Origin of the sequence: Photorhabdus hainanensis (genome assembly GCF_018448965.1) — a bacterium.
Taxonomy (GTDB): Bacteria; Pseudomonadota; Gammaproteobacteria; order Enterobacterales; family Enterobacteriaceae; genus Photorhabdus; species Photorhabdus akhurstii.
In genome coordinates, this window is the sequence record NZ_RCWD01000006.1 from 56,801 (window position 1) to 79,491 (window position 22,691).

At 48.2% G+C, this 22,691-nt stretch carries 5 protein-coding genes; all 5 read left to right on the top strand.

Features of this window, described 5'->3' with window-relative positions:
- Positions 1-10: 10 nt before the first annotated feature.
- Genes EAE92_RS05385 through EAE92_RS05405 form a run of 5 tightly spaced genes read left to right on the top strand, consistent with a single transcriptional unit; the run spans position 11 to position 22,686 of the window.
- The gene (locus tag EAE92_RS05385) at positions 11-6,142 is read left to right on the top strand and encodes a non-ribosomal peptide synthetase (RefSeq protein WP_214067318.1); all 6,132 of its coding nucleotides are present in this window, start codon (positions 11-13) and stop codon (positions 6,140-6,142) included.
- Positions 6,142-17,862 carry a non-ribosomal peptide synthetase/type I polyketide synthase gene (locus EAE92_RS05390; protein WP_214067319.1) on the top strand — a complete coding sequence of 3,907 codons (11,721 nt, stop codon included), beginning with the start codon at positions 6,142-6,144 and terminating at the stop codon, positions 17,860-17,862. Before EAE92_RS05385 ends, EAE92_RS05390 begins: the two co-directional genes overlap by 1 nt.
- Positions 17,859-18,956, top strand: coding sequence for a Gfo/Idh/MocA family oxidoreductase (locus EAE92_RS05395; RefSeq protein ID WP_214067320.1), 1,098 nt, complete (start codon positions 17,859-17,861; stop codon positions 18,954-18,956). The genes EAE92_RS05390 and EAE92_RS05395 overlap by 4 nt, the downstream gene beginning before the upstream one ends.
- Positions 18,956-19,753 (top strand): thioesterase II family protein, encoded by a 798-nt coding sequence (locus EAE92_RS05400; protein ID WP_246545022.1) that lies wholly within the window; start codon positions 18,956-18,958, stop codon positions 19,751-19,753. The genes EAE92_RS05395 and EAE92_RS05400 overlap by 1 nt, the downstream gene beginning before the upstream one ends.
- The gene (locus EAE92_RS05405) at positions 19,753-22,686 is read left to right on the top strand and encodes a salicylate synthase (protein ID WP_214067321.1); all 2,934 of its coding nucleotides are present in this window, start codon (positions 19,753-19,755) and stop codon (positions 22,684-22,686) included. Before EAE92_RS05400 ends, EAE92_RS05405 begins: the two co-directional genes overlap by 1 nt.
- Positions 22,687-22,691: the final 5 nt, after the last annotated feature.

A 22,691-nucleotide genomic window follows, 5' to 3' on the forward strand; every position in this document is an offset into this window, starting at 1 on the left:
GGATATCTTCATGCACACGGATCTTGTCTCTCCAGATTCACTGCGTCAGATCATATCTGACCTGTTTACTCCAAAAAATACACTGGTGGATGATAACGATGATTTAATTCGCAAGGGGCTGGATTCAATGCAAATGATGGCATTGTTAAACCAGTTGAGACGTCAGGGATATCGCGTCACTCTTCGTGAACTTTATCAAAAACCCACACTGTATGCCTGGAGCCAACTTCTGCAACGTCATGCGCCTGTTACTCACACAGCTCCTAAATCTGATGCGGCGCAACCACTGATTGCAGATGCGCGTCCGTTCCCACTGACCGCAGTACAACATGCTTATTTTGTTGGGCGTTCGCCGGAACAGACGTTGGGAGGAGTCGGTTGCCATTTATATCAAGAATTTGACGGTGTCGGGCTGGAACCTGAACGACTGGAAGCGGCAATCCATAGGTTGATTCAGCGACATCCGATGTTACGAGTACGGTTTTTGCCAGATGGTCGCCAGCAAGGTATGACCGACGCTTATTGGAAAAAACTAACGGTTCATGATCTGCGCGACTTGACAGCGGACGAACAGCAACAAGCGCTGAACAATGTACGTGAACAACTAAGCCATCGGGTATTACAGGTTGAACAAGGGGAAACGTTCGATATTCAACTCAGTCTGTTTGGTGAGAATCAGCATCGGTTGCACGCGAATATTGATTTGCTGATCATGGATGCCGCCAGTTTTAGCCTGTTCTTTACTGAACTGGCGGCATTAATTGTCAAACGTAACCTGCCGGCTATCCCTTCTGATTACGATTTTTGCAGCTACTTGGCGCAATATCAGGCGCAATTTGCGCAGGCTCGACAAGAAGCAGAGGTATTCTGGCGTAACCGGTTAGATACCCTTCCCCCCGCCCCGCAGCTTCCGCTGGCTAAGGAACCTTCGCTAATAAAAAATGTCCGCATTCAGCGCAGATGTTTCCGTTTGGCTCCTGAACATTGGCAACGTTTTAAACAACTTGCTCAACAAAATGGTGTTACGCCAACGATGGCATTGGCGACCGCATTTGCCGGTTTATTATGTCGCTGGAACCATGCGCCCCGTCTGTTGTTTAACCTGACGTTGTTTGATAGAGCGCCATTGCACGCTGCGGTTGATGGCCTGCTGGCCGACTTTACTAATATTCTGCTGTTAGATATTCCCGCTGATAATTTGCCATTCTGCCAACTGGCTCAAGACGCGCAGGCGACATTTGCCGAAGCCTACGAACACCGCCATTGGTCTGGTGTAGAAGTTTTGCGTGAACTTAAAAAATGCGGCAGCCATCCACATGGTGCGCCAATTGTGTTTACCAGCAATTTAGGCCGACCTTTATATGGAGAAAATACCCGTGATGTTCTGGGAAAACCAGGTTGGGGAATATCGCAAACCCCTCAGGTATGGTTGGATTTCGTTGCATTTGAACATGAAAATACACTGAATATTCAGTGGGATAGTAACGACGAGCTCTTCCCGGATGGGTTAATGGGTACCTTGTTTACCGCCTATCAGGGGTTCATTGAGAACCTAACGGAAAACGCTGCACAGTGGAGTGAAGAATTACCGGATCTGATGCCTGAATCGCAATACCAGCTTCGGCATCAGATCAATGACACAACTGAACCTTTGCCGAACGCCCTTCTGCATGAAGGTGTGTTCTTACAGGCAGAACGTACACCTAATATTGTTGCTTTGGTGACTAATGATAAGGAAATTAGTTATGGTGAATTGAGTTTGGCCGCTCGCCGGTTGGCTGCCGTGTTGCAAAAAATGTCGGTTATACCGGGAGATCGGGTTGCCATTAGCATGGAAAAAGGCGTCGGACAAATTGTCGCGGTATTGGCGATACTTTATGTCGGCGGCGTTTATGTACCGGTCCCGGTTGATCAGCCAGTAAACCGACGTCGTGCTATTTGCGAAAGTGCTGGAATTCGTGTCGTTATCATTGCTCCTGAACAACAGCATGATGATTGGTCGCAAGATGTACACTGTGTTTCCTGGCATCAGGATGAGCAATGGCCGCCTTTGGCAAACATGGCTAAACGAGCGGTGACTGATCCGGCTTATATCATCTATACCTCTGGTTCAACCGGTATGCCAAAAGGGGTGGTTATCAGCCACCAAAGCGCACTTAATACCTGTCTGGATATTAATCGCCGTCATCAGGTTCAAAGTAACGACCGATTATTGGCACTCTCTGCCCTACATTTCGACCTCTCCGTTTATGACATTTTCGGTATTCTCACGGCGGGAGGCGCGTTGGTATTAATTAATGAAGCACAGCGTCGTGATCCATCAACCTGGGAAATGTTGATTTCTCGTTACAACGTAACGATATGGAACAGCGTACCGGCACTGTTCGACATGTTACTGACCTATTGTGAAGGGATGGAAGTGGATGCACCGAAAGTACTTCGTACCGTGATGTTGTCCGGGGACTGGATTGGTTTATCACTGCCTGAACGTTACCGGGCATTCAATCCTGATGGTGTGTTGAGTGCGATGGGCGGTGCGACAGAAGCGGCTGTTTGGTCAAACGAATATATCGTCAGAGAAGTTGCAGCACAGTGGCGCTCTATTCCGTATGGCTATCCCTTGGCTAACCAGCGTTATCGTGTGGTAGGTGAAGATGGCCGTGATTGCCCTGATTGGGTTGTCGGTGAGCTTTGGATTGGTGGCGCAGGTGTCGCATTAGGCTACTTTAATGATGAAGAACGCACTTCTGCGCAATTTGTTGTCGATCAAGGGGAACGTTGGTACCGCACCGGTGATCTGGGTTGTTACCATCCTGAAGGCTGGCTTGAATTTCTGGGACGTCGTGATAGTCAGGTAAAAATTGGTGGTTATCGCATTGAGTTGGGGGAAATTGACGCTGCCCTTAATCAAGTAACCGGAATCAGCAAAGGAGTGGCGCTCGCCAGTGGCGAAAAAGAGAAATCTCTGGTGGCGTTCCTTGAATTGGAAGGTGATTCTTTATGCCAACGGATAAATCGTGCGCCGCAGTTACCCGTTGGCTATCGCGAGCTGTTCCCCGCAGTGCATGCAATAACTGCGGATAGCAGTGAACCTCAAGTTGCAATGTTCTTGTTGGAACACTTATCTCGTCACGGTATTACCTTTACTTCACCATTATCACTGACAGATTGCTTGCAGCGCTATCAGCCCCAACCGGAATACCATGATTGGTTTGGCCGTATGTTGGCATATCTTTGCCAATGTAAAGTACTGACTGAATCTACACCGCATGTATATCAAGCCGGATTATCATCCTCTATTAATAATGAAGCAAATATCCCTGAACGCTGGCATTCTATGCTACGTAGTATTCTTACCGGGCAACAGTCAGCGGTAACATTGCTTGATGATCCACAATTCGCACCGGAACAACAGTTGTTTGTGTTGCCGGAAACCCGGCAATGGTTGGTCGGATTGCAACAGGTAATCACTGCCCTCTCTCTGCGATTACAACGCCCCGTGACTTTGATGGAGTTTGATGCTCGTAGCGGTCTCTGTGCGCAGTGGTTGGCAGAGCATATTACTGATCAGCATCTCTGTTATCTCGGCTTTGAACGTTCTCAGGCACTGGTCAATCAGGCGCAAACACGGTTAAGCGGCTATGCTCACGCATCAGTACAATGTTGGCCTAAAGTACAAGGTTGGTCTAAACAAAGTCGGCCTGAACAAGTGCCTGAGTCGCTGCAATATCAGGCTGATATTATTCTGCTAAATAATGTTTTACATCGGGAAGAAGATCCCGCACGTTGCGTCAAGGAATTGCTACCGTTTGCGCAACCTGGCGCGTTGATATTAGCAATGGAGTTGCAACAAGCATCGCCTTTCTCCCTGATTACGACTGAGTTGCTTTCACCTCAAGGTATTCAATTACGCTCTGCATCACAGTGGTTATCGCTATTGCCACAATTATTACCACTACAGACCGAAACGCCAATTACCATCGGCAACCTTAGTGTGTTATTGATGCAAGCAAGTTACAGCGTCACTATTCCCGATCGTGAAAAGATTAAATCGGTGCTGGCGCAACATCTGCCGGGATATATGATCCCACAGCGTTTGCATATCATTCCTCGCCTGCCGCTGACACCTAACGGCAAAATTGATCGTAAAGCGTTGTCGCAAGAACTACAGTCCGCGACAAAAACCGAGACAGCGCCACGCCAGAATGAAATGGCTTTGTTGAATGCGGTGGAACAAACCGTTGCCAGCATTTGGCAATGTCTGCTCAATACAGAGCAACTGGGTCGTGACAGTGACTTTTTCCAACTTGGCGGAGACAGTCTTCTGGCTACACGTTTGGTTGGTGAACTGACACAACAAGGCTTCAAGGGTGAACTGGGCCATCTTTTCCGTAACCCACAATTGGCTACGTTTGCGGCTACACTGGTTCCTTTGGCTGAAATTTCATCACCAGAGTGCGCTCTGCCGAAAGAGCAAAATGAATACCAGCCTTTCCCACTCACGGAAGTTCAACAGGCTTATTTGGTCGGACGCCATCCGGGTTTCGCTTTAAGTGGTGTTGGTGCGCATTTCTTTATTGAATACCGGATAGAACAGTTAGATGTTCAACGTTTAAATCGGGTGTTAAATCGTCTGATCCAGCGTCATCCAATGCTCAGAACCGTGGTTGTCAATGGGCAGCAACAGGTATTAGAAAATGTCCCGCAGTTTTCTGTCAAACAACGTCAATTTACCGACATTACGCAGGCAGATACATTACGTGAACAGCTTTCACATCAGGTATTAGATGCCAGTAGCTGGCCGGTGTTCGATTTCCAGCTTGCGCAAGACGATGGGATTGTTTCCCGGCTATTTGTCAGTCTGGATAATCTGCTATTAGACGGGTTGAGCATGCAGATATTGCTGGCCGAGTTAGAGCAGCTCTATCTCGACGAGCAACATGAATTGCCACCATTGAAAGTGACATTCCGGGATTGTGTACTACGTCAGCAACAGGCGCCAACACATCAGAGTTCGCTGCAATATTGGCAGGAGCAAGTGAAAACATTACCACTGGCACCACAATTGCCCCTGCGCATTGCCCCGGAAAGTGTTCAATCGCCACGTTTTGTTCGCTATAGCGATCGGTTATCCGCATATGAATGGAGCCAGTTAAAACAACATGCCGCTCCTTATCAGATAACCCCTTCCGCGCTATTAATTGCCGCTTATGCAGCGGTTCTTTCTGCGTTCAGTACTAAACCGGAGCTAACGCTCAACCTTACCCTTTTCGATCGTCCGCATTGGCATGAAGATATTAATCACATTCTGGGTGATTTCACTTCGCTGTCATTACTGGCATGGCGCCCGGAGAAAAATTGGTTATCAAGCGCCCGTGGATTGCAACAACAGCTCTGGCAAGATTTGGATCATCGTCACATTTCAGCAATCAGAGTGATGCGTGAACTGGCGCAGAGCCGCGGCCCTGATGCTGCCATTATGCCGGTTGTTTTCACCAGTGCATTGGGGACACATCAAGGGCAATTCCTTTCGCATTCATCATGGATGAAACCCGTTTGGGGTATTTCCCAAACGCCACAAATTTGGTTGGATCATCAGGTTTATGAATCTGACAATGAACTTTGCCTGAATTGGGATGCTGTCGAAGAATTGTTTGAACCACATCAGTTGCAAAACATGTTCAATAGTTACATGGCGCTATTGCGCACCCTTGCGGCACAGCCAGAAAGTTGGCATGCGGCACTGGAACAACTGATGCCGCGCCAGCAATCTGTGATGGTTGAAAATACTGCTGTTGCCATTGCGCCATCACTGCATTCAGAGGGATACGACCCAAAAATATGCGGCGAAATTCAACATCTATTTTTATCCATAACAAATCGTCCTATTAACGTACAACAAAACTTTTTTGAGGCAGGAGCCAGCTCGCTACAACTCATTCAATTGCATAGCAAATTACAACATGCGGGTTTTCATCATCTTGCCGTGACTGATTTATTTGCTTATCCAACACCAGAGACGCTCAGTTTACGCTGCCGGAAGGATTCTCACGATGGAAATCGCTTGTCGATCACTCCTCGTCAGCGTCAACAACAAAAGCGTCTGCAACAACGGGAAAAACGTCACAAAGGAGCTGCATAATGACTGATTTAACGCCTCACTACGATAATTGCGATCCTATCGCAGTGATTGGCCTTGCTTGCCGCTTTCCGCAGGCGCCAGATAGTGATGCTTTCTGGCATAACCTGCAACACGGGATTGAGTGTACTGCGCCACTCGCCCGTCAAACATTATTAGATGCAGGTATTCCTCCTGAAGTCATTGAGAATGAAAATTTTGTCAATCGGGCAGCGATATTAGAGAAGGCGGAACAATTTGACGCCTCGCTGTTTGGTTATTCACGTCAGGAAGCGGAGATGCTTGATCCTCAACAGCGTCTTTTTCTCCAGACCGCCTGGCATGCCCTTGAACATGCCGGTTATGCGCCACGTCATGTACCCCTGAAAACCGGTGTTTTTGGTAGTAGCCGGGTCAGTACTTGGCCTTCATGGTCACAATTTTCCATGACCGATGTCGGTAAAGTTAAAGGGCTTCAAACGTTAATCAGCAACGATAAAGATTATCTTGCGACACGTACCGCTTATAAATTAAACCTGAAAGGTCCGGCACTGACGGTACAAACAGCATGTTCAAGTTCACTGGTTGCCGTGCATATGGCTTGTGAAAATTTGCGTGCCGGTGAGTGTGATATGGCGTTAGCTGGTGGTGTGGCGGTTTCTTTCCCTCAAGAAAGTGGTTACTTGTATCAGCCGGGAATGATCTTTTCGCCTGATGGACATTGCCGCCCCTTTGATAGTCAGGCAAATGGTACCTATGGTGGCAACGGTGTTGGCGTGGTCACATTGAAACGCTTGAGTGACGCGCTGCACGATGGCGATCCCATCATGGCTGTGCTGCGTGGCAGTGCAATTAATAATGATGGCAATGAGAAAGTTGGCTTTACTGCCCCTTCGGTTAACGGTCAGCGCAGCGTTATTACCGAAGCTCTCCAACTGGCTGATGTCAGCATTGATGATGTTGGCATGATTGAGGCACATGGTACAGGCACGCCGCTTGGCGATCCGATAGAAGTTGACGCGTTGCGTAGCGTGTTTTCTGACCGTAGTGTAGCGGTGCCGCCTTGTTATCTTGGCTCAGTAAAAAGCAATATGGGCCATCTCGATACGGCCGCTGGTATTGCCAGCCTAATTAAAGCAGTCCTGTCTGTTTGGTATGGTTATATTCCACCGACGATCAATGTTCAGCAACCCAACCCGGCGTTACGGTTGGAACAAAGTCCGTTCAGGCTGGCAACACAAGGGCAGCGCTGGACACAAACATTACGAACCGCAGGCGTCTCTTCGTTCGGTATTGGCGGCACCAACTGTCATGTTGTAGTGCAATCATTGCCGGAAGAATTACGTCGTCATCGCACCTATCATGCGCAGACCTCGCCTTTGCTACTCTCTGCTGCTTCTGAATCTTCATTACGTCAATTGGCACAACGTTATGCGACTGCCCTCAATGATGCACCAGAGCATCATGCGGATTTGACATGGACCGCGTTACAGGGGCGTGATCTCTCATTACCCTGGCGTTTAGCATTGACGCTAACGCCACAAGGCGCTGAAAATTTATCCGCTTTTGCCAACAAAAATCCAACACCAAATATTTTCAGTGGCCAAGTCAATAGCGAAGGTAAGCAACTTTGGCAATTTAGTGGTCAGGGGTGTCAATGGTCTGGAATGGGGAAAGCCATGTATGCCAGCTCTCCTATTTTTTCCGCTATGTTGGATCGTTGCTGTGCTGCCTGTACATCAGAGTTGGCACTGCCATTAAAAGCAGTCATGTTCGGAGAACATGATGCCGCATTAGCCACTACCGAATACGCACAACCGGCAATTGCGGCGCATCAAATTGCACTGGCGGCACATTGGCTGGCGCTTGGATTGAAGCCTGATTATGTTCTGGGGCACTCGGTTGGCGAGTTTGCCGCTGCCGTTGTTGCCGGGATTTTCACACCTGAACAGGTGATGCCGTTAGTCGCGGTAAGAGGCAAACTGATGCAAAGTTGTTCCCGAGGAGGGGCGATGCTGGCGGTTTTTGCCAATGAAGAAGATGTGCTTCCGTTCGTTCGTTCACTGGCATTAGATCTGGCGGCTTGTAATGGTCCTCAACACTGGGTTTGGGCCGGTACAGAGACGGAAATTGCTACTTTGGCGCAACGTCTGGAGCAACAGCAGATTCGCTGCCAGCGTCTTAATGTTGCCTGCGCAGCACATTCAGCCATGCTTGATGGCGTACTGGAGGCATTTTCTCTGCGTTGTAGCCAGTTGCAACCTGCATTGGGGGAAATTCCGCTGATTTCTACCCTGACAGCTAAGATTGCAACGACTGAACAATTGGCTTCACCGGACTACTGGCGTAACCATATGCGTCAGACCGTGCGCTATTACCCGGCTGTTGAATTTGCCCGCCAGCAAGGGGTGGCATTATTTATGGAGATGGGGGCTGATGCGCAATTAACCGGTATCGGGCGTCGTATCAGTCTGCCACAGGAAAGCTGGATTGCTGGCGTACAGCGTCAAAGCTCTCCAGAGACAGCTCCGCAAACGGCGCTTATGCAACTTTACTGTGCCGGTGTGCATCTTGACTGGCCGCACCTTTTCCCACTCGCTGGGGAAAAATGCCACGCCCCGCTCTATCCATTTGACGAACAGTATTACCACTTCCCTGCTACCAAATTTGTACAGCCTACAACCAATATCAATGCTGGACTTGATGTGAATGCTCTTCTCGATCCTGCCATTGAGCAAAACCCCGATGCTGTAACACTACGCGTGTTGTATACCGATGCATTGGTATATCAATGTCATGGGCGTGATGCTGAACAAGGTTTCGGTGCCATCGATACGATCCGGGCTGGCCGACTGCAACCTTGTTGGCGTCCTTTGTTGGAACAATTATTAACCTATTGCGTTCAGCAAGGTTATTACCGGGAAATTTCTGGGCCAACGACGAGTAAAATGTATCGTCCTGATCGTCCTCTGCCATATGCCAAACGTAGATTATTAGAGGCAAATTTACTCACTGCTTTCCCGGCTTTGATTTATGCCGGCGAGCGTCTGTTTGCCCTGTTGAGCGCTCGTTGCGATTTGCCGCGCCAGTTAGTCGCAACACAAGCCGCGACTAACTCATGGCTTCCGGCGCCACAACCGTGCCCTGACACTCACTATGCCCTACATTGGCGTACAATAAACACCGTAGATATCCCAAGATCTTCAACGGCATATACTCTCCGTTCTTCAACAGCGAATGACGAGATTGTTAATCATTGGCGTCAGGCGGGTATTCATTTACAGCCAGAAAGCGGAAACATCTTATTACTGCTTACCGGCAATGATGTACTTGAATTATGCGATCAGGTTATTACCGAATTAAAACGTGATGAAGCGACATCACTAACCGTTGTCACCTGTTGCGCTCAACCGGAAACCACCTTATCACCAGAGAATATCAACCCAGCTCAATACGCTGTCTGGGCATTGTTACGTGTCGCAGTTGAAGAATATCCCCATCGTCGTATTCAAGCGATTGATATTGCTGATATCAACGATGCTGAGGCTTTGTCATTAGCGCTTGGCTATTTGAGTGAACGTAACCGTTGGCTAAGAGTACGCGACAATCAAGTCTCGACGCCGGTTTTACAACGCCAATCCTTACTGCTTTCCCAACAGTCGATGTCGATTCCCCATCAGGGTTGGCATATCGTGACCGGGGGAATGGGCGGAGTTGGCCAGATTTCCATCCGTTGGTTGTTGGCCCAAGGCGCACGTAGAATTGCGGTATTCGCCCGTCGTCAACATGCGGATTGGGACGCTTTTGTTCAAGAGTTATCACTGAATACTGAATGTGAGATACGCTGGATTAAAGTTGATGTTACTGATACGCCAGCCATGTTAAACGCAGTGCGGACGCTGGCGCAAGAGGATAGTATCGCCGGAGCAATTCATGCGGCGGGTATCGCTGATCACACCCGGTTGGCAGAACTTGAATCTCAACGTCTGTCACAGATGTTATCGGTAAAAGCCCTGAGTGCATCGGCGTTGCAAACTGCTCTTAAGCAACATAATGCGCACTATCTGTTGCTTCATTCTTCTGCCGCGTCAATGTTAGGCGCCCAAGGACAAGGCGCTTATGCCGTTGCCAATGCTTACCTGGAATCTTTGGCGCTGACAGCACCGGATTCGTTGATGGTAAAAGCGCTGGTCTGGGGTGTTTGGGGCGGCGTTGGTATGGCCCGCGACCGGCGATTAGTAGAAAAACTGGCACAAGATGGCATGTTGCCGTTCAGCGTCAATGAAGGTATCTGGCATTTTGATCAATCTCTGCGCAGTGCGTCTCCTTGCTATCTGGCAATACGGTTAGATGAACATCATCCCGATATTTCGCGGCGTTTACAGTCTGACATTACAACTACAACGCTGACTTCTTCGCACATTGTCGATAACACGCGGTATCAGGATGAAGAAGAACGGCTCCATTGGTTGCGTCAACGTATCGCCGCGTTGTTACGGTTGGAACAGCCTGAACGTTTGGAGCCGCAACAGGATTTACTGCAATTTGGTTTGGATTCCCTATTGTTCCTGGAGTTAAATGCAGCGATCCACCAGCAATTTGGTTTCAGACTAACTGCCGAATCGGCTTATCAGAATATGACTTTGGCGGGGCTTAATCGGCTTATTGGCGACGCATTACCTGAACAGCCGGTAGCCCCTTCTCAGCCTGAGATTATCATTGACAGTTCCCAGCATCATGCTCCATTCCCTTTGACGCCAATTCAGCATGCTTACTGGATTGGTCGTACTCAGGCCATTGATTTTGGCGGTGTCGCGTGCCACGTCTTATTTGAATGGGATCTGGCACTGGATGGTTTTGATAAAGATAGTTTTGATATTTCGCGTTTTGAGAAAGCATGGAATGCTTTAATTCAGCGTCATGGCATGTTGCGCATGGTAGTGGATGAAGATGGACAACAAAGAATTCTGCCTGAAACGCCTTGGTATGTTTTATCGCAAGATGATTTGCGTATGTTGGATGAAACAGCTTGCCAGCAGGCGCTGGTTCAGCGTCGTCATACGCTTTCTTACCAAGTTCCCCCCGCAGAACAGTGGCCATTGTTTGAGGTTTCTGTTTCTCTGTTACCGAATGCGCACTGTCGTTTACATATGAATCTGGATCTGTTGCAGTTTGACGTACAGAGTTTCCGAATCATGATGGACGATTTGCAACGTGCTTATCACCAGCAACCATTGGCTCCACAAACATTTACTTTCCGCGATTATGTAATGGCGGAACAGGCTCAACGGGCAAGTAAAGAGTGGCTGACATCATGGTCATACTGGCAGGAACAATTACCTTCGTTGCCTCCGGCGCCAAGATTGCCGCTGAATCCACAATTGCCTCAGCGTAGTCAGCCACAATTCACGACTTATGAAGGTCGATTAACACAATCTGATTGGCAAATGCTTAAACAACGCTGGCAACAATGGGGCGTGACTCCTTCTGCCGGTCTGTTGACGCTGTTTGCTCATACTTTGGAATGGTACAGCCGCCATCCGTTGTTTACCCTCAATCTGACATTCTTTAACCGGCAACCTTTCCATCCAGAGGTTCAAGATCTGATTGGTGATTTTACCTCCGTCATGTTGATGGATTTTGACTTACGCAAGACAACTTCCCTGCGTGCCAGCATGGAGAAAACCCAAGCTTTGTTATGGCAACGACTGAGCCATAACTATGTCAATGGTGTTGAGGTGTTGCGAGAACTTGGTCGCCAACAAAATGGTGAAGCCCATAACAGACAACCGCTGACGCCGGTGGTTTTCACCAGCATGTTAGGAATGGCGCAAGAAGGCGTCGCTATCAAACAATCCATCACCCAGTTACTGGGCGATCCGGTCTTTGTGCTGAGTCAAACCCCGCAAGTCTGGCTGGATCATCAGGTCATGGAAGTGGATGGTGATCTACTGTTTAACTGGTACTGCATGGATGACGTATTGGCGTCGGGAGTTATTGAAGCACTGTTTGCCGCTTATAACGCGCTGTTAGTGCAAATTTGCCGTCAGCCTGACCGTATAGAACATTATGATCTTCATACACCACCTTCTGGTCATGCACGTTATGATTTCTGGCCGCAACAATCTGAATTGCGTCAGGCCGAGCAATATCTGCGTGCTAAACCTGAAATCCGACTGGCAGAAATTCAACCACGTCAGGACGACACGCAAGGTTATAATGTATGGCTGGTGGCGGAAAATAATCTGCCATTACAGTTATCAGAACCACAGGCGATAAACACCGATCTGTTACCTCTGCCTGAGTTAACCGAACAACAAGCGTTTGAGCGCTCTTGGCAATACATTGAACAGCAAGCATTACTCGGCTTGAGCCAAACGTTACTGCGCCAAAACCTGTTCACTTATCCTCAGCAATGTCACTCCCGTGAGGAGATTGAACAACGTTTACAACTTGCGCCACAGTATCAGCGTCTTCTTACCCAATGGTTGATGTTATTAAACAACCAGGGATTTATTGAAAAAACCGCTGGTGGATACCGCTGTTTGCAACCGCTGAATCATGTTCCTGCTCCTACGGCAAAGCTGGACGACGCAGTGTGGTGTCAAACCATTAGCCGTTATGTCGCGACATGTATCGAGCAACATGACGCCTTGATTGCCGGGCGAGGTAATGCGTTGGAACTGTTGTTTGCCGATAAACAGACCACGGCCAGCCTCTATAGCGAGAATCCAGCGTTACGGTGCCTGAACCAAACTGCCGCTGAAATTATCCGGCAATTGAGTCGGGTATCTGAACATTTCACCATGCTGGAAGTTGGCGCGGGAACTGGTGCAACTTCAGCGAAGGTACTTGAGCGTAATGCACAATCGATTGAAAGCTACCACTTTACCGATGTTTCGCCGCTATTCTTGGATGATGCACGTCAGTTGCTCAATCATTATGGCGAAACCGTGAAATTTGCTCTGTTCGATATTAATCAGCGTATTGATTTTAGCCTGCATCCAGAATCCGGTTACGACCTGATTATGGCGGTTAACGTGTTGCATGATGCAATCCATCTGCAAAACACCCTACAACGTCTGTCACGATTACTGAAAACCGGTGGATGGTTGCTGATTATTGAATCAACGAAACATGAAAGCGCTATGCAACTCGCTAGTGTTGGATTTATTGAAGGTATTAATGCCTGGAGTGATGATCGCGGCGCCAGTGCATTGATGGCGCTTGCGGATTGGCGTAAGTGCTTGGAAAAATCCGGCTATCGGATTTCATTGGAATGGCCGGGACAAGATGGACCAGAACTGCATCAACAACTGATTCTGGCGCGTGCTGAGCGGCAAGCGCGGCTCAATGTTAGTGAAGTAGCGGCGCAATTTTCTACTTTGCCTTACTCATTGCATGTTCAACAGCAAGAACAATTACCATTAATCGTGACCGCTAAAGAGAGCGTGGCACAGTCATCAACTTCGGAAACAGAGCAACCGGAAACGGCGGATGACCAGCTCTATGATATAGAACAGCAGGTTATCGCGCTCTGGTGTTCACTGCTTCCTCAGCCAATACAGCGTCACAGTGACTTTTTCCAGAGTGGTGGTGACAGCTTAATTGCTACCCGGATGGTGGTGCAATTGCGCCGTCAGGGCTATGAACAGGCAAATCTGCAACAACTGTTTGAACATCCCAAATTGAGCGAGTTTTGTCGTACTTTGCGGACAGTTGAAACAACACCCGCTACACAGGTTATTCCACTGGAAACTAAACCAGCATCGGAACAGACGCTGCCACTGACTGCGTTACAATATGCTTATTGGTTGGGTGAAAGCCAACTGTTCCAATTTGGTAACGGTATCGCTCATTTCTATGCTGAATTGGCTATCAATAATCTTGATCTGCCTCGTTTCACCACGGCTTGGAACCGTGTAATCAACCATCATGCGCAATTGCGCGGCTATGTGAAGGATGGGCAATATCATATCCTGTCGGAAGTTCCCTGCTATACCCCGACGGTAATCGACTGCCGTGACATGATACCAGCTCAATGCGAAACAAAACTCGCTGATGCCCGCGATACCCTGCGCACTAAAGGCGTTCCTAGCGATAATTGGCCGCTGTTTGATTTTACGCTGTATCATATTGATGACCGGGCACATCTATTGCATTTGACTATCGATCTGTTAGTCGCTGATGGTAAAAGTTTGACGTTAATTCTAAGTGATTTGCAACGTGGATATCAGGAACCCAATTGGCAGCCAGAACCACCGGCCGCGACTATTAGTGACTATATTCAAGCACTGGAGGATGAGAAAACAGGGGAAGCCTGGCAACAAAGCAGACAATATTGGCTTAATCGCTTACCTTATCTGCCTGATGCTCCGGAGTTGCCGTTAAAAGATCATCAGTCACAAGAACTTAATCAACAATGTCTGACGGGATTTGTTAGCCCGCAACAGTGGCAGCGTTTGCAACAACGCGCAGCAGAATACCGAGTGTCCCCATCACAGGTTATGTTGACGTTATTCACTCATGTTCTGGCGGTATGGAGCAACAGCGAGCATTTCACCATCAATGTTCTACATGGCAACCGGCTGCTTATGCCACAACATTGCGATACGTTGGTGGGGAATTTGTCCACCACGTCATTGTTGGAAGTGGATTTACGCAACAGCACAGGATTCAGTGACGCAGTAAGTCGGATACAGAAACAGTGGTTAGCTGATCTGCAACATGCTCTATTTGATGGTCAATTAGTACTCAGAGAGAAAAATCAGCACCGTCACAATCTGAACGCCGGTATGCCGATCGTGTTCAACGATACAACCGGTACTGCGGGTCAAGGGCCGTCAGGGTTGGGAACGCTGAATCTTTTCGGTGCGCAAACACCGCATGTTTATCTCGACTGTATGCTGATTTCCAGCTCAGATGGCGGCGTTATCATTCAGTGGGCAATTTTGCCGCAACTGTTCCAGCCACAAGTTGCAGAAAACATGTTTGCTCATTATCAGGCTAGCGTCGCTGCCCTGCTTGAAGCCGATTACCAATGGAACGCTCCACTTCCAGAGTGGCTCCCGGTAAATGATCGGATTTTGTGCCAAAACAGTAATGCGACAAAGAATGTTTTTCCGCCACATACGCTTTGTTCGTTAATCGAACAGGCGGTAAGCCGCTACCCACAACGTACCGCTGTAGTCGATGCTTACCGTCAAATCGATTACCGCACTTTGTGGTCACAAAGTCTGGCATTAGCTGACCATTTACTAGCGCAAGAAAATCAGCATTCGTCTCTGATTGGCGTAGTGATGGAAAAGGGTTGGGAACAGGTTGTCGCGGTTATAGCGATTTTATTGGCGGGACGGGCTTATCTGCCTATTGATGCCAGCTACCCGCAACAGCGCATTCATCAGCTATTGGCATCAGGAGAAGTTGAGACTGTATTAACTCAACCTAAGTTTGCTCAACAGATGAGTTGGCCTGATGGTGTACAGGTTATCGCACTGGATGAAACATTACTTAACTGCTTGCCGAAAAATACTGGTGAGCAGCGCTTGTCTGCCTGCCCTGAGGATTTAGCTTATGTGATCTTCACATCAGGCTCTACTGGCAAACCGAAAGGCGTGATGATAGATCACCAAGGAGCCGTTAATACCATCCTTGATATTAACCAACGTATTGCCCTCAATGAACATGATAGCGTGCTGGCAATCTCAGAATTGACATTCGATCTTTCAGTTTATGATCTGTTCGGTACTTTAAGTTGTGGGGCCAAACTGGTTATTCCTTCTCCCGGTGACAGCCGACAACCCGACAAATTATTGACGTGGTTACAGCAAGAATCAGTCACTGTTTGGAACTCTGTTCCAGCATTTGTGCAACTGCTTGAGGAGTACGCCAGAGATTATCCACATTCTTTGGATAGCCTGCGTTGGGTATTGATGAGCGGTGATTGGATACCAACCAATTTGCCGGAAAGATTATCTGCCCTTCACCCTGCGTTGAATCTTCTCAGTTTGGGTGGTGCAACCGAAGCATCAATCTGGTCTATTGCCTATCCTATTACTCAAGTTGATCCAAACTGGCGCAGCATTCCATATGGAAAACCACTGGCTAATCAGACTTTCTATGTGCTCAATGCAACGCTTTCACCCTGCCCGGTCTGGGTGACGGGAGAACTCTACATTGGAGGACAAGGGTTAGCACTAGGCTACTGGGCTGATTTGGAAAAAACCGCCCAAGCCTTTATTACTCATCCTCAAACCGGTGCACGGTTGTACCGCACCGGTGACTTAGGGCGCTGGCGGCCAGACGGTAATATTGAATTCTTGGGGCGCAACGATCACCAGATTAAAGTTCGTGGCTACCGGATTGAGTTAGGCGAGATTGAACACCGCTTATGCGAGCATCCGGATATACAACAAGCGTTAGCGTTTGCACATACTACGTCAACAGGCGCATTGCAACTCGTCGCGGGTGTGCGTTTATCTGATGAGGCACCGCTATCTACAGAACTTTTACCGGTTCTGCCTCATTGGTTGCAACAGACCTTGCCTGCTTGGATGTGTCCACAGCGCTTTATCATTCTCGATACGGTACCTGTATCCGACAACGGTAAAATTGACAGACGCGCATTAGCTGCCTTGGTTGAGGAAGTTCAGGAAGTCAATCCAACGTCATCCGTTGCTCTCAGTGTGACAGCACAAGCTGTGTTGGACCTTTGGCAAGCGGTATTGGAGCAACAAGCTATTAGTGTGCATGAGAGTTTCTTTACGCTAGGCGGTGATTCTCTGGCGGCGGTGCGGTTAATGGTGAAAATTAATCAGACGTTTAACCGTCAATACCCTCTCAGTTTGCTACAAACTTACGATACCGTACACTCTTTGGCCGAATTTATTGAATATCAGCCAGAAAGCTCTTGCCAGGGGGTGATATTGAACAAGGGAAGTGTTGAGCAACCGGCACTATTTATTGTGCATCCTATTGGCGGACATCTGTTGGGGTATCGCCATTTGGCGGCCGATTTCGGCGACCAACGCCTGATTGGGCTGGCGTTTTCCCCGGATAATTTAAATACAGATACCCCTTCCGTGGCAGCGTTGGCGGCTGACTATATCAGTCAAATTCGTGCCTTCCAGCCGCACGGCCCTTATGCTTTGGCAGGATGGTCTTTTGGTGGATTGGTGGCCTATGAAATGGCTCATCAACTACGAGCGATGGATGAACGTGTTTCTCAATGCATCCTAATTGACAGCTTTGCGCCAAATGTCCGCACTGATCTGACGCTGGATGAAACATTCTGTCATCGTCATTTCCTGCTCGACTTGCAGGGACAATTCCCAAGTCTGACTCTGGATGATCATGTTATCGCTGCCGATACTAAGACTTTCCTTAATGCATTGCACGATGTCTTGCCGCAATCTGCACAGATTGATAGCTCGCTGACCGCACTTTATGACGTGTGGCGCCATAACTTGAATGCGTTGCTTAACTACTGTCCACCGCAGACTTCACAGCCTTTCTGGCTTATTCGGGCAGCACAGGCATTACCGGATTTTATGGATTATCTTAATCCAACCACCATCGCCTCAAGCGATCTGGGCTGGCAGGCTTTTGGTCCGGTCAATGTGACACAACTTGCGGGCGATCATTACACCTTGTTCCAACACGAACATGTTGGCTCACTGGCTACTTGTCTGAAAGATATCTTGAATTCAGCACCAACCACTAATTTTGTTAAGGAGAACATATGATAAAGCCACGGCGGGTTCTGATTGTCGGTTCGAAATTTGGCGAATTATATCTTAATGCATTCTTACAACCTCAGTCTGGTCTGGAACTGGCTGGCATTTTGGCTCAGGGCAGTACTCGCTCGCAGCAACTTGCTCGTGATTTTAATGTGCCGCTATTCCGCTCATTGGATGAGCTACCAGATGATATTGATATTGCCTGTGTAGTCATTCGGGCAGAGGTGATTGGCGGCAAAGGCGATCAGCTCACTCAGACACTTTTGGCTCGTGGAATTTCAGTCATTCAGGAACATCCCCTTGATGCAGAGGCCATCAAAAGACATCAATTAACCGCCAAAAAACATAATGCAGTGTTTTGGGTAAATAGCTTTTATAGCCAATGCCGTGCTGGAAGAAGTTGGTTACATGCGGCGCGGCAAATTAGTCATTTATCACAGCAGCGTCCGGTAAGTGGTTATTTGACAACCAGTCGCCAATTGCTATTTTCCGCGCTCGATCTGTTGTTACAGGCGTGTCACTGTCCGGAACAGATGGAGATAGTCTATGTTGGTCAGCGAAGCAGTGCATTTCATTGCTTTGAACTTAGCTTCGCAGGGACAACCGTAACGTTGAACGTGCAATCTTATCTGGACCCGAGAGATCCCGATATGCACAATCTGGTGATGCATAAAATGACGTTGATTTGGTCTGCGGGTTACCTTACGCAAGAAGCCAGTTACGGGCCGGTCATTTGGACACCCGTCCTTCATGCTCCTGACCATCTGAATAGTGAACAAAGCCTCTATCTGAATGCCAGTCAACCGGATGGTAACTATTTGCACCAAACAACATCACAAATTCTTTGTCCGGCAACCAAAAACTGGATGACGGCATTTGAATGTGATGGCGCTAAAGGTGTGGCATTTTTACTCAACACCTTGAGTTCTGTATTGAATGGCTCTCCCTGCCCGCCTGCTTTTGCTTACGATTACCAACTGCGGTTAGCAGGTTTATGGCAACAAATTTTGCGCATTATGGGAGAGCCTATTACTCAGGATTTACCGTCCCCTGTTTGGATTGAGCCAGCAAAATTGATGTTAACTGAGGAAGCATGTTGATGACGTGGGCACTCCCTACACATCCGATGATTCGTCCGTGTCTGACGACTCACGGCAAACCCAAATACATGCTGTTAATCTGCCCCTTTGCCGGGGGCAGTACCAGTGCATTCCGCCACTGGTCCACACTGAAAAATTTAGATATAGCGGTTTCACTGGTGATTTATCCCGGACGTGACAGCCGCATGGCGGAAAAGGCTACTGCCAGTATCGCGCCATTGGCGCAATCACTTTCTGACTTGGTGGCGTCATTCACCCCCGCACAAAGAGAGAACCTGATACTTGTCGGTCACAGTATGGGAGCACAAGTTGCTTTTGAAACTTGCCAACGCCTTGAGCAACAAAACTGTTCACCCAAGGCGCTGGTACTTTCGGGGTGCCATGCGCCTCATCTTCGATCTCGCCGCCAACTGAGCGGGTTGCCTGATCATGAGTTTCTTGAACAATTGATTGATATCGGCGGTTGTAGCCCGATTTTGCGAGAAGATCCCGGCTTGCTTGAGCTGTTCTTACCGATGCTACGGGCCGATTTTCTTGCTACCGAACATTATTACCGGCCCATTCAGACTGACGCTGTAAAACTGCAAACGCCAACATTGCTGCTTTATGGCAGTGAAGACAAAGAGGCTTCTGCGATAGAAGTTCAGCAGTGGCGGCAATGGCTTGCAGATGGAGAGCAACATCCTTCATATCGCTACAAGGAGGTTGTAGGCGACCATTTTTATATTACTCAAGAACCTGAAAGTTTTATTCGTCACATTACACAATTTATACAATATGTACAGGAGTTTGCATAATGGCACCTTTTTCTATTCCAGGGAAAACACTTACTCTGACGCCAGACTATCTTTGGAATGGCAAAACGCTAGACCAACAACTTGCCGGGTGGGCTGGTATCTGGGGCGATAAAACAGCGCTGATCTATCAGGAACAACAACTAACTTACCGTGAATTGCACCAATCCGCAGAGAGATTAGCCAGCGGACTATTTCGTCGAGGGATACGTCGTGGGGATAACGTTATGGTACAACTACCTAACCGTATCTCCTTTGTCGTTACCTGCTTTGCCCTGTTTAGGTTAGGCGCTCACCCGGTGTTATTAATGCCGACACAGAGGACACATGACGTTCATGCCCTTTGCCAGATTGCCCGCCCGGTTGCTTACATTATTCCCGATTGCATCCATGATTTTGACTATCGGGAAATGGCTCGAGAAATTGCGGCGTCTTGCCCCGATCTGAAACAGATTATTGTTGACGGAGAAGCGGAAGAATTTACCGCGTTGGCATCCATTGATGATGAACCGGTAAATATTCCTGGTCCAAGCTATGGTGATATTGCTGTTTTATTGCTTTCAGGGGGAACGACCGGTACACCGAAATTAATTCCCCGTACTCACGACGCCTATACCTATGATTTTGTGCTCTCAGCCCGTCTGTGTGCGGTAAGTACGGAAAGTATTTATTTGGCTGTACTGCCTGTCGCACATAACTTCACGTTAGGCAGTCCCGGTATTTTGGGCGCCCTTTCCCAAGGCGGAAGTGTCCTTCTGAGCGATACCGCCAGTTGTGATGAAGCTATGCCGCTAATTGAACAACACAAAGTGACCCATCTGGCATTAGTACCGGCTCTGGCACGGCTTTGGGAACAGGCCCGCGACTGGGAACAAAGCGATCTTTCATCCCTACGCTGTTTGCAAGTGGGAGGCGGCAGGTTGACGCCAGAACTGGCGGAACAGGTAATAGCACGCCTTGGGCCTTTGCAGCAGGTGTTTGGTACAGCGGAAGGATTACTCTGTTATACCCGATTAGATGATTCCTATGAGGTCATCATTAATACCCAAGGTCGTCCGTTATCAGAAGAAGATGAGATCAAAATTGTTGATGCCAATTTGCAACCTGTAGCACCTGGCGAGGTAGGAGAGCTTATTACACGAGGTCCTTACACCATTACGGGATATTACCGTGCAGAGCAGCATAATACCGTGGCTTTCACCACCGATGGGTTCTATCGTACCGGCGATCTGGTTCGTATGACCTCAGATGGCAATCTGATCGTTGAGGGCCGAATTAAAGAACAGGTTAACCGCAGTGGTGAGAAAATTTCGACCCAGGAAGTTGAAACCTTGTTGCTGCAACACCCTGACATTGATGATGCCGTTGTCATTTCTGTGCCCGATGAGCTGTTGGGTGAACGAATCTGTGCCTGTTTACCTAACAACGGCAATCAACCGGAACCGGCGCAGATAGAGGCGTTTCTACAACAGAAAGGGGTTCAGCGTCATAAAATTCCTGACCAATGGTTGTTTGTCGCCTATTGGCCGTTAACTACAGTGGGAAAAATTGATAAACGCCGTTTGGTACAGATGGCACAAGCGGAACATGGCTGTCCAATGCGGCAATATCATGAACAAACGGTTGTTATTACCAGTACTCCGCTAGATTTGATTACGCATTTGCTTTCAGACAATGAGGCACAACCTTATATGCTCTATGAAGTGAAAGGTGAATGGTCGTTGGGGATAGGCTGCGCAGCGACCATCAGTGCGGATGCATCAGGACAACTGATTGATTCACAAGGTAATCGTCATCCATACGATATCAGCACATTGAGCCAGAAACTTGAACAGGCGCTTAATGCTCTCCCCATTCAGGATTGGCGGGCTTACGGAAGAACTTTATTTGAATTCTCCCATATGACGTATGGGCTGCCATTAGAACAACAAAACGAAGCGTTAATAAAAATCACTATTCCACAGCATGAATTACGCATAACTCAAGGACAGGTTCTGATACGAACGCTCGAAGAAGGTCAACTCGCCATATTGAGTGAGAAAGTTCGCCAGGCTGATCAATTAGGCACACCGGTTTTCTCATGTACAGAAGATATGGAAATCATTAATAAGCCAGACGCGGCGAAACATTATCAGGATAACGTCGCCAATGCGGTTAAGGATATTGCCGCGAGCCACTATCAGAAAGTGATCCTGTCACGTCGGGTTGAACTTGGCTCAGGCATTGATATGCCGCACAGTTACTGGTTAGGCCGTCAGGCTAACACACCTGCCCGCTCCTTCTTCTTACGGGATGAAGATTTCTCTGTTTATGGTTTCAGCCCGGAAACCGTGGTTGAAGCAGATGGTTCAGGTTGGGTCAGCACACAACCATTGGCTGGAACTAGAGCCTTGACACATGATAAAGATCAGGATCAACGGTTGAGAGCAGATTTGCTTTCTGACCCGAAAGAGATCTCCGAGCATGCTGTTTCGGCCAAATTGGCATTAGAAGAGCTGGCGCCGATTTGTCAGGCTGACACACTTTGTGTATCAGAGTTTATGGCGATTCGTAAACGGGGTTCGGTACAACATTTAGCATCACGGGTAAAAGGATTACTACAAACAGATAAAAATCGTTGGGATGCATTTATCGCCCTATTCCCGGCAGTAACCGCTTCGGGGATACCCAAAAAACCTTCTTTACAAGCAATTTCACGTTACGAAGGTGAACCACGCCGACTTTATAGCGGTTGTGTCATGTTATTAGATAGCTCAGGTAAACTGGACGCGGCGCTGGTATTGCGTTCTCTCTATCAGCATCAAGGGCGCTGTTGGCTCCAGGCTGGCGCAGGATTGGTCAGAGATTCCAAACCAGAAAGAGAATGGCAGGAAACCTGTGAAAAACTTGACTGCATTATGAAATACGTTCGCCGTTACGCCGGCAAAAAAGAGTAAATGAA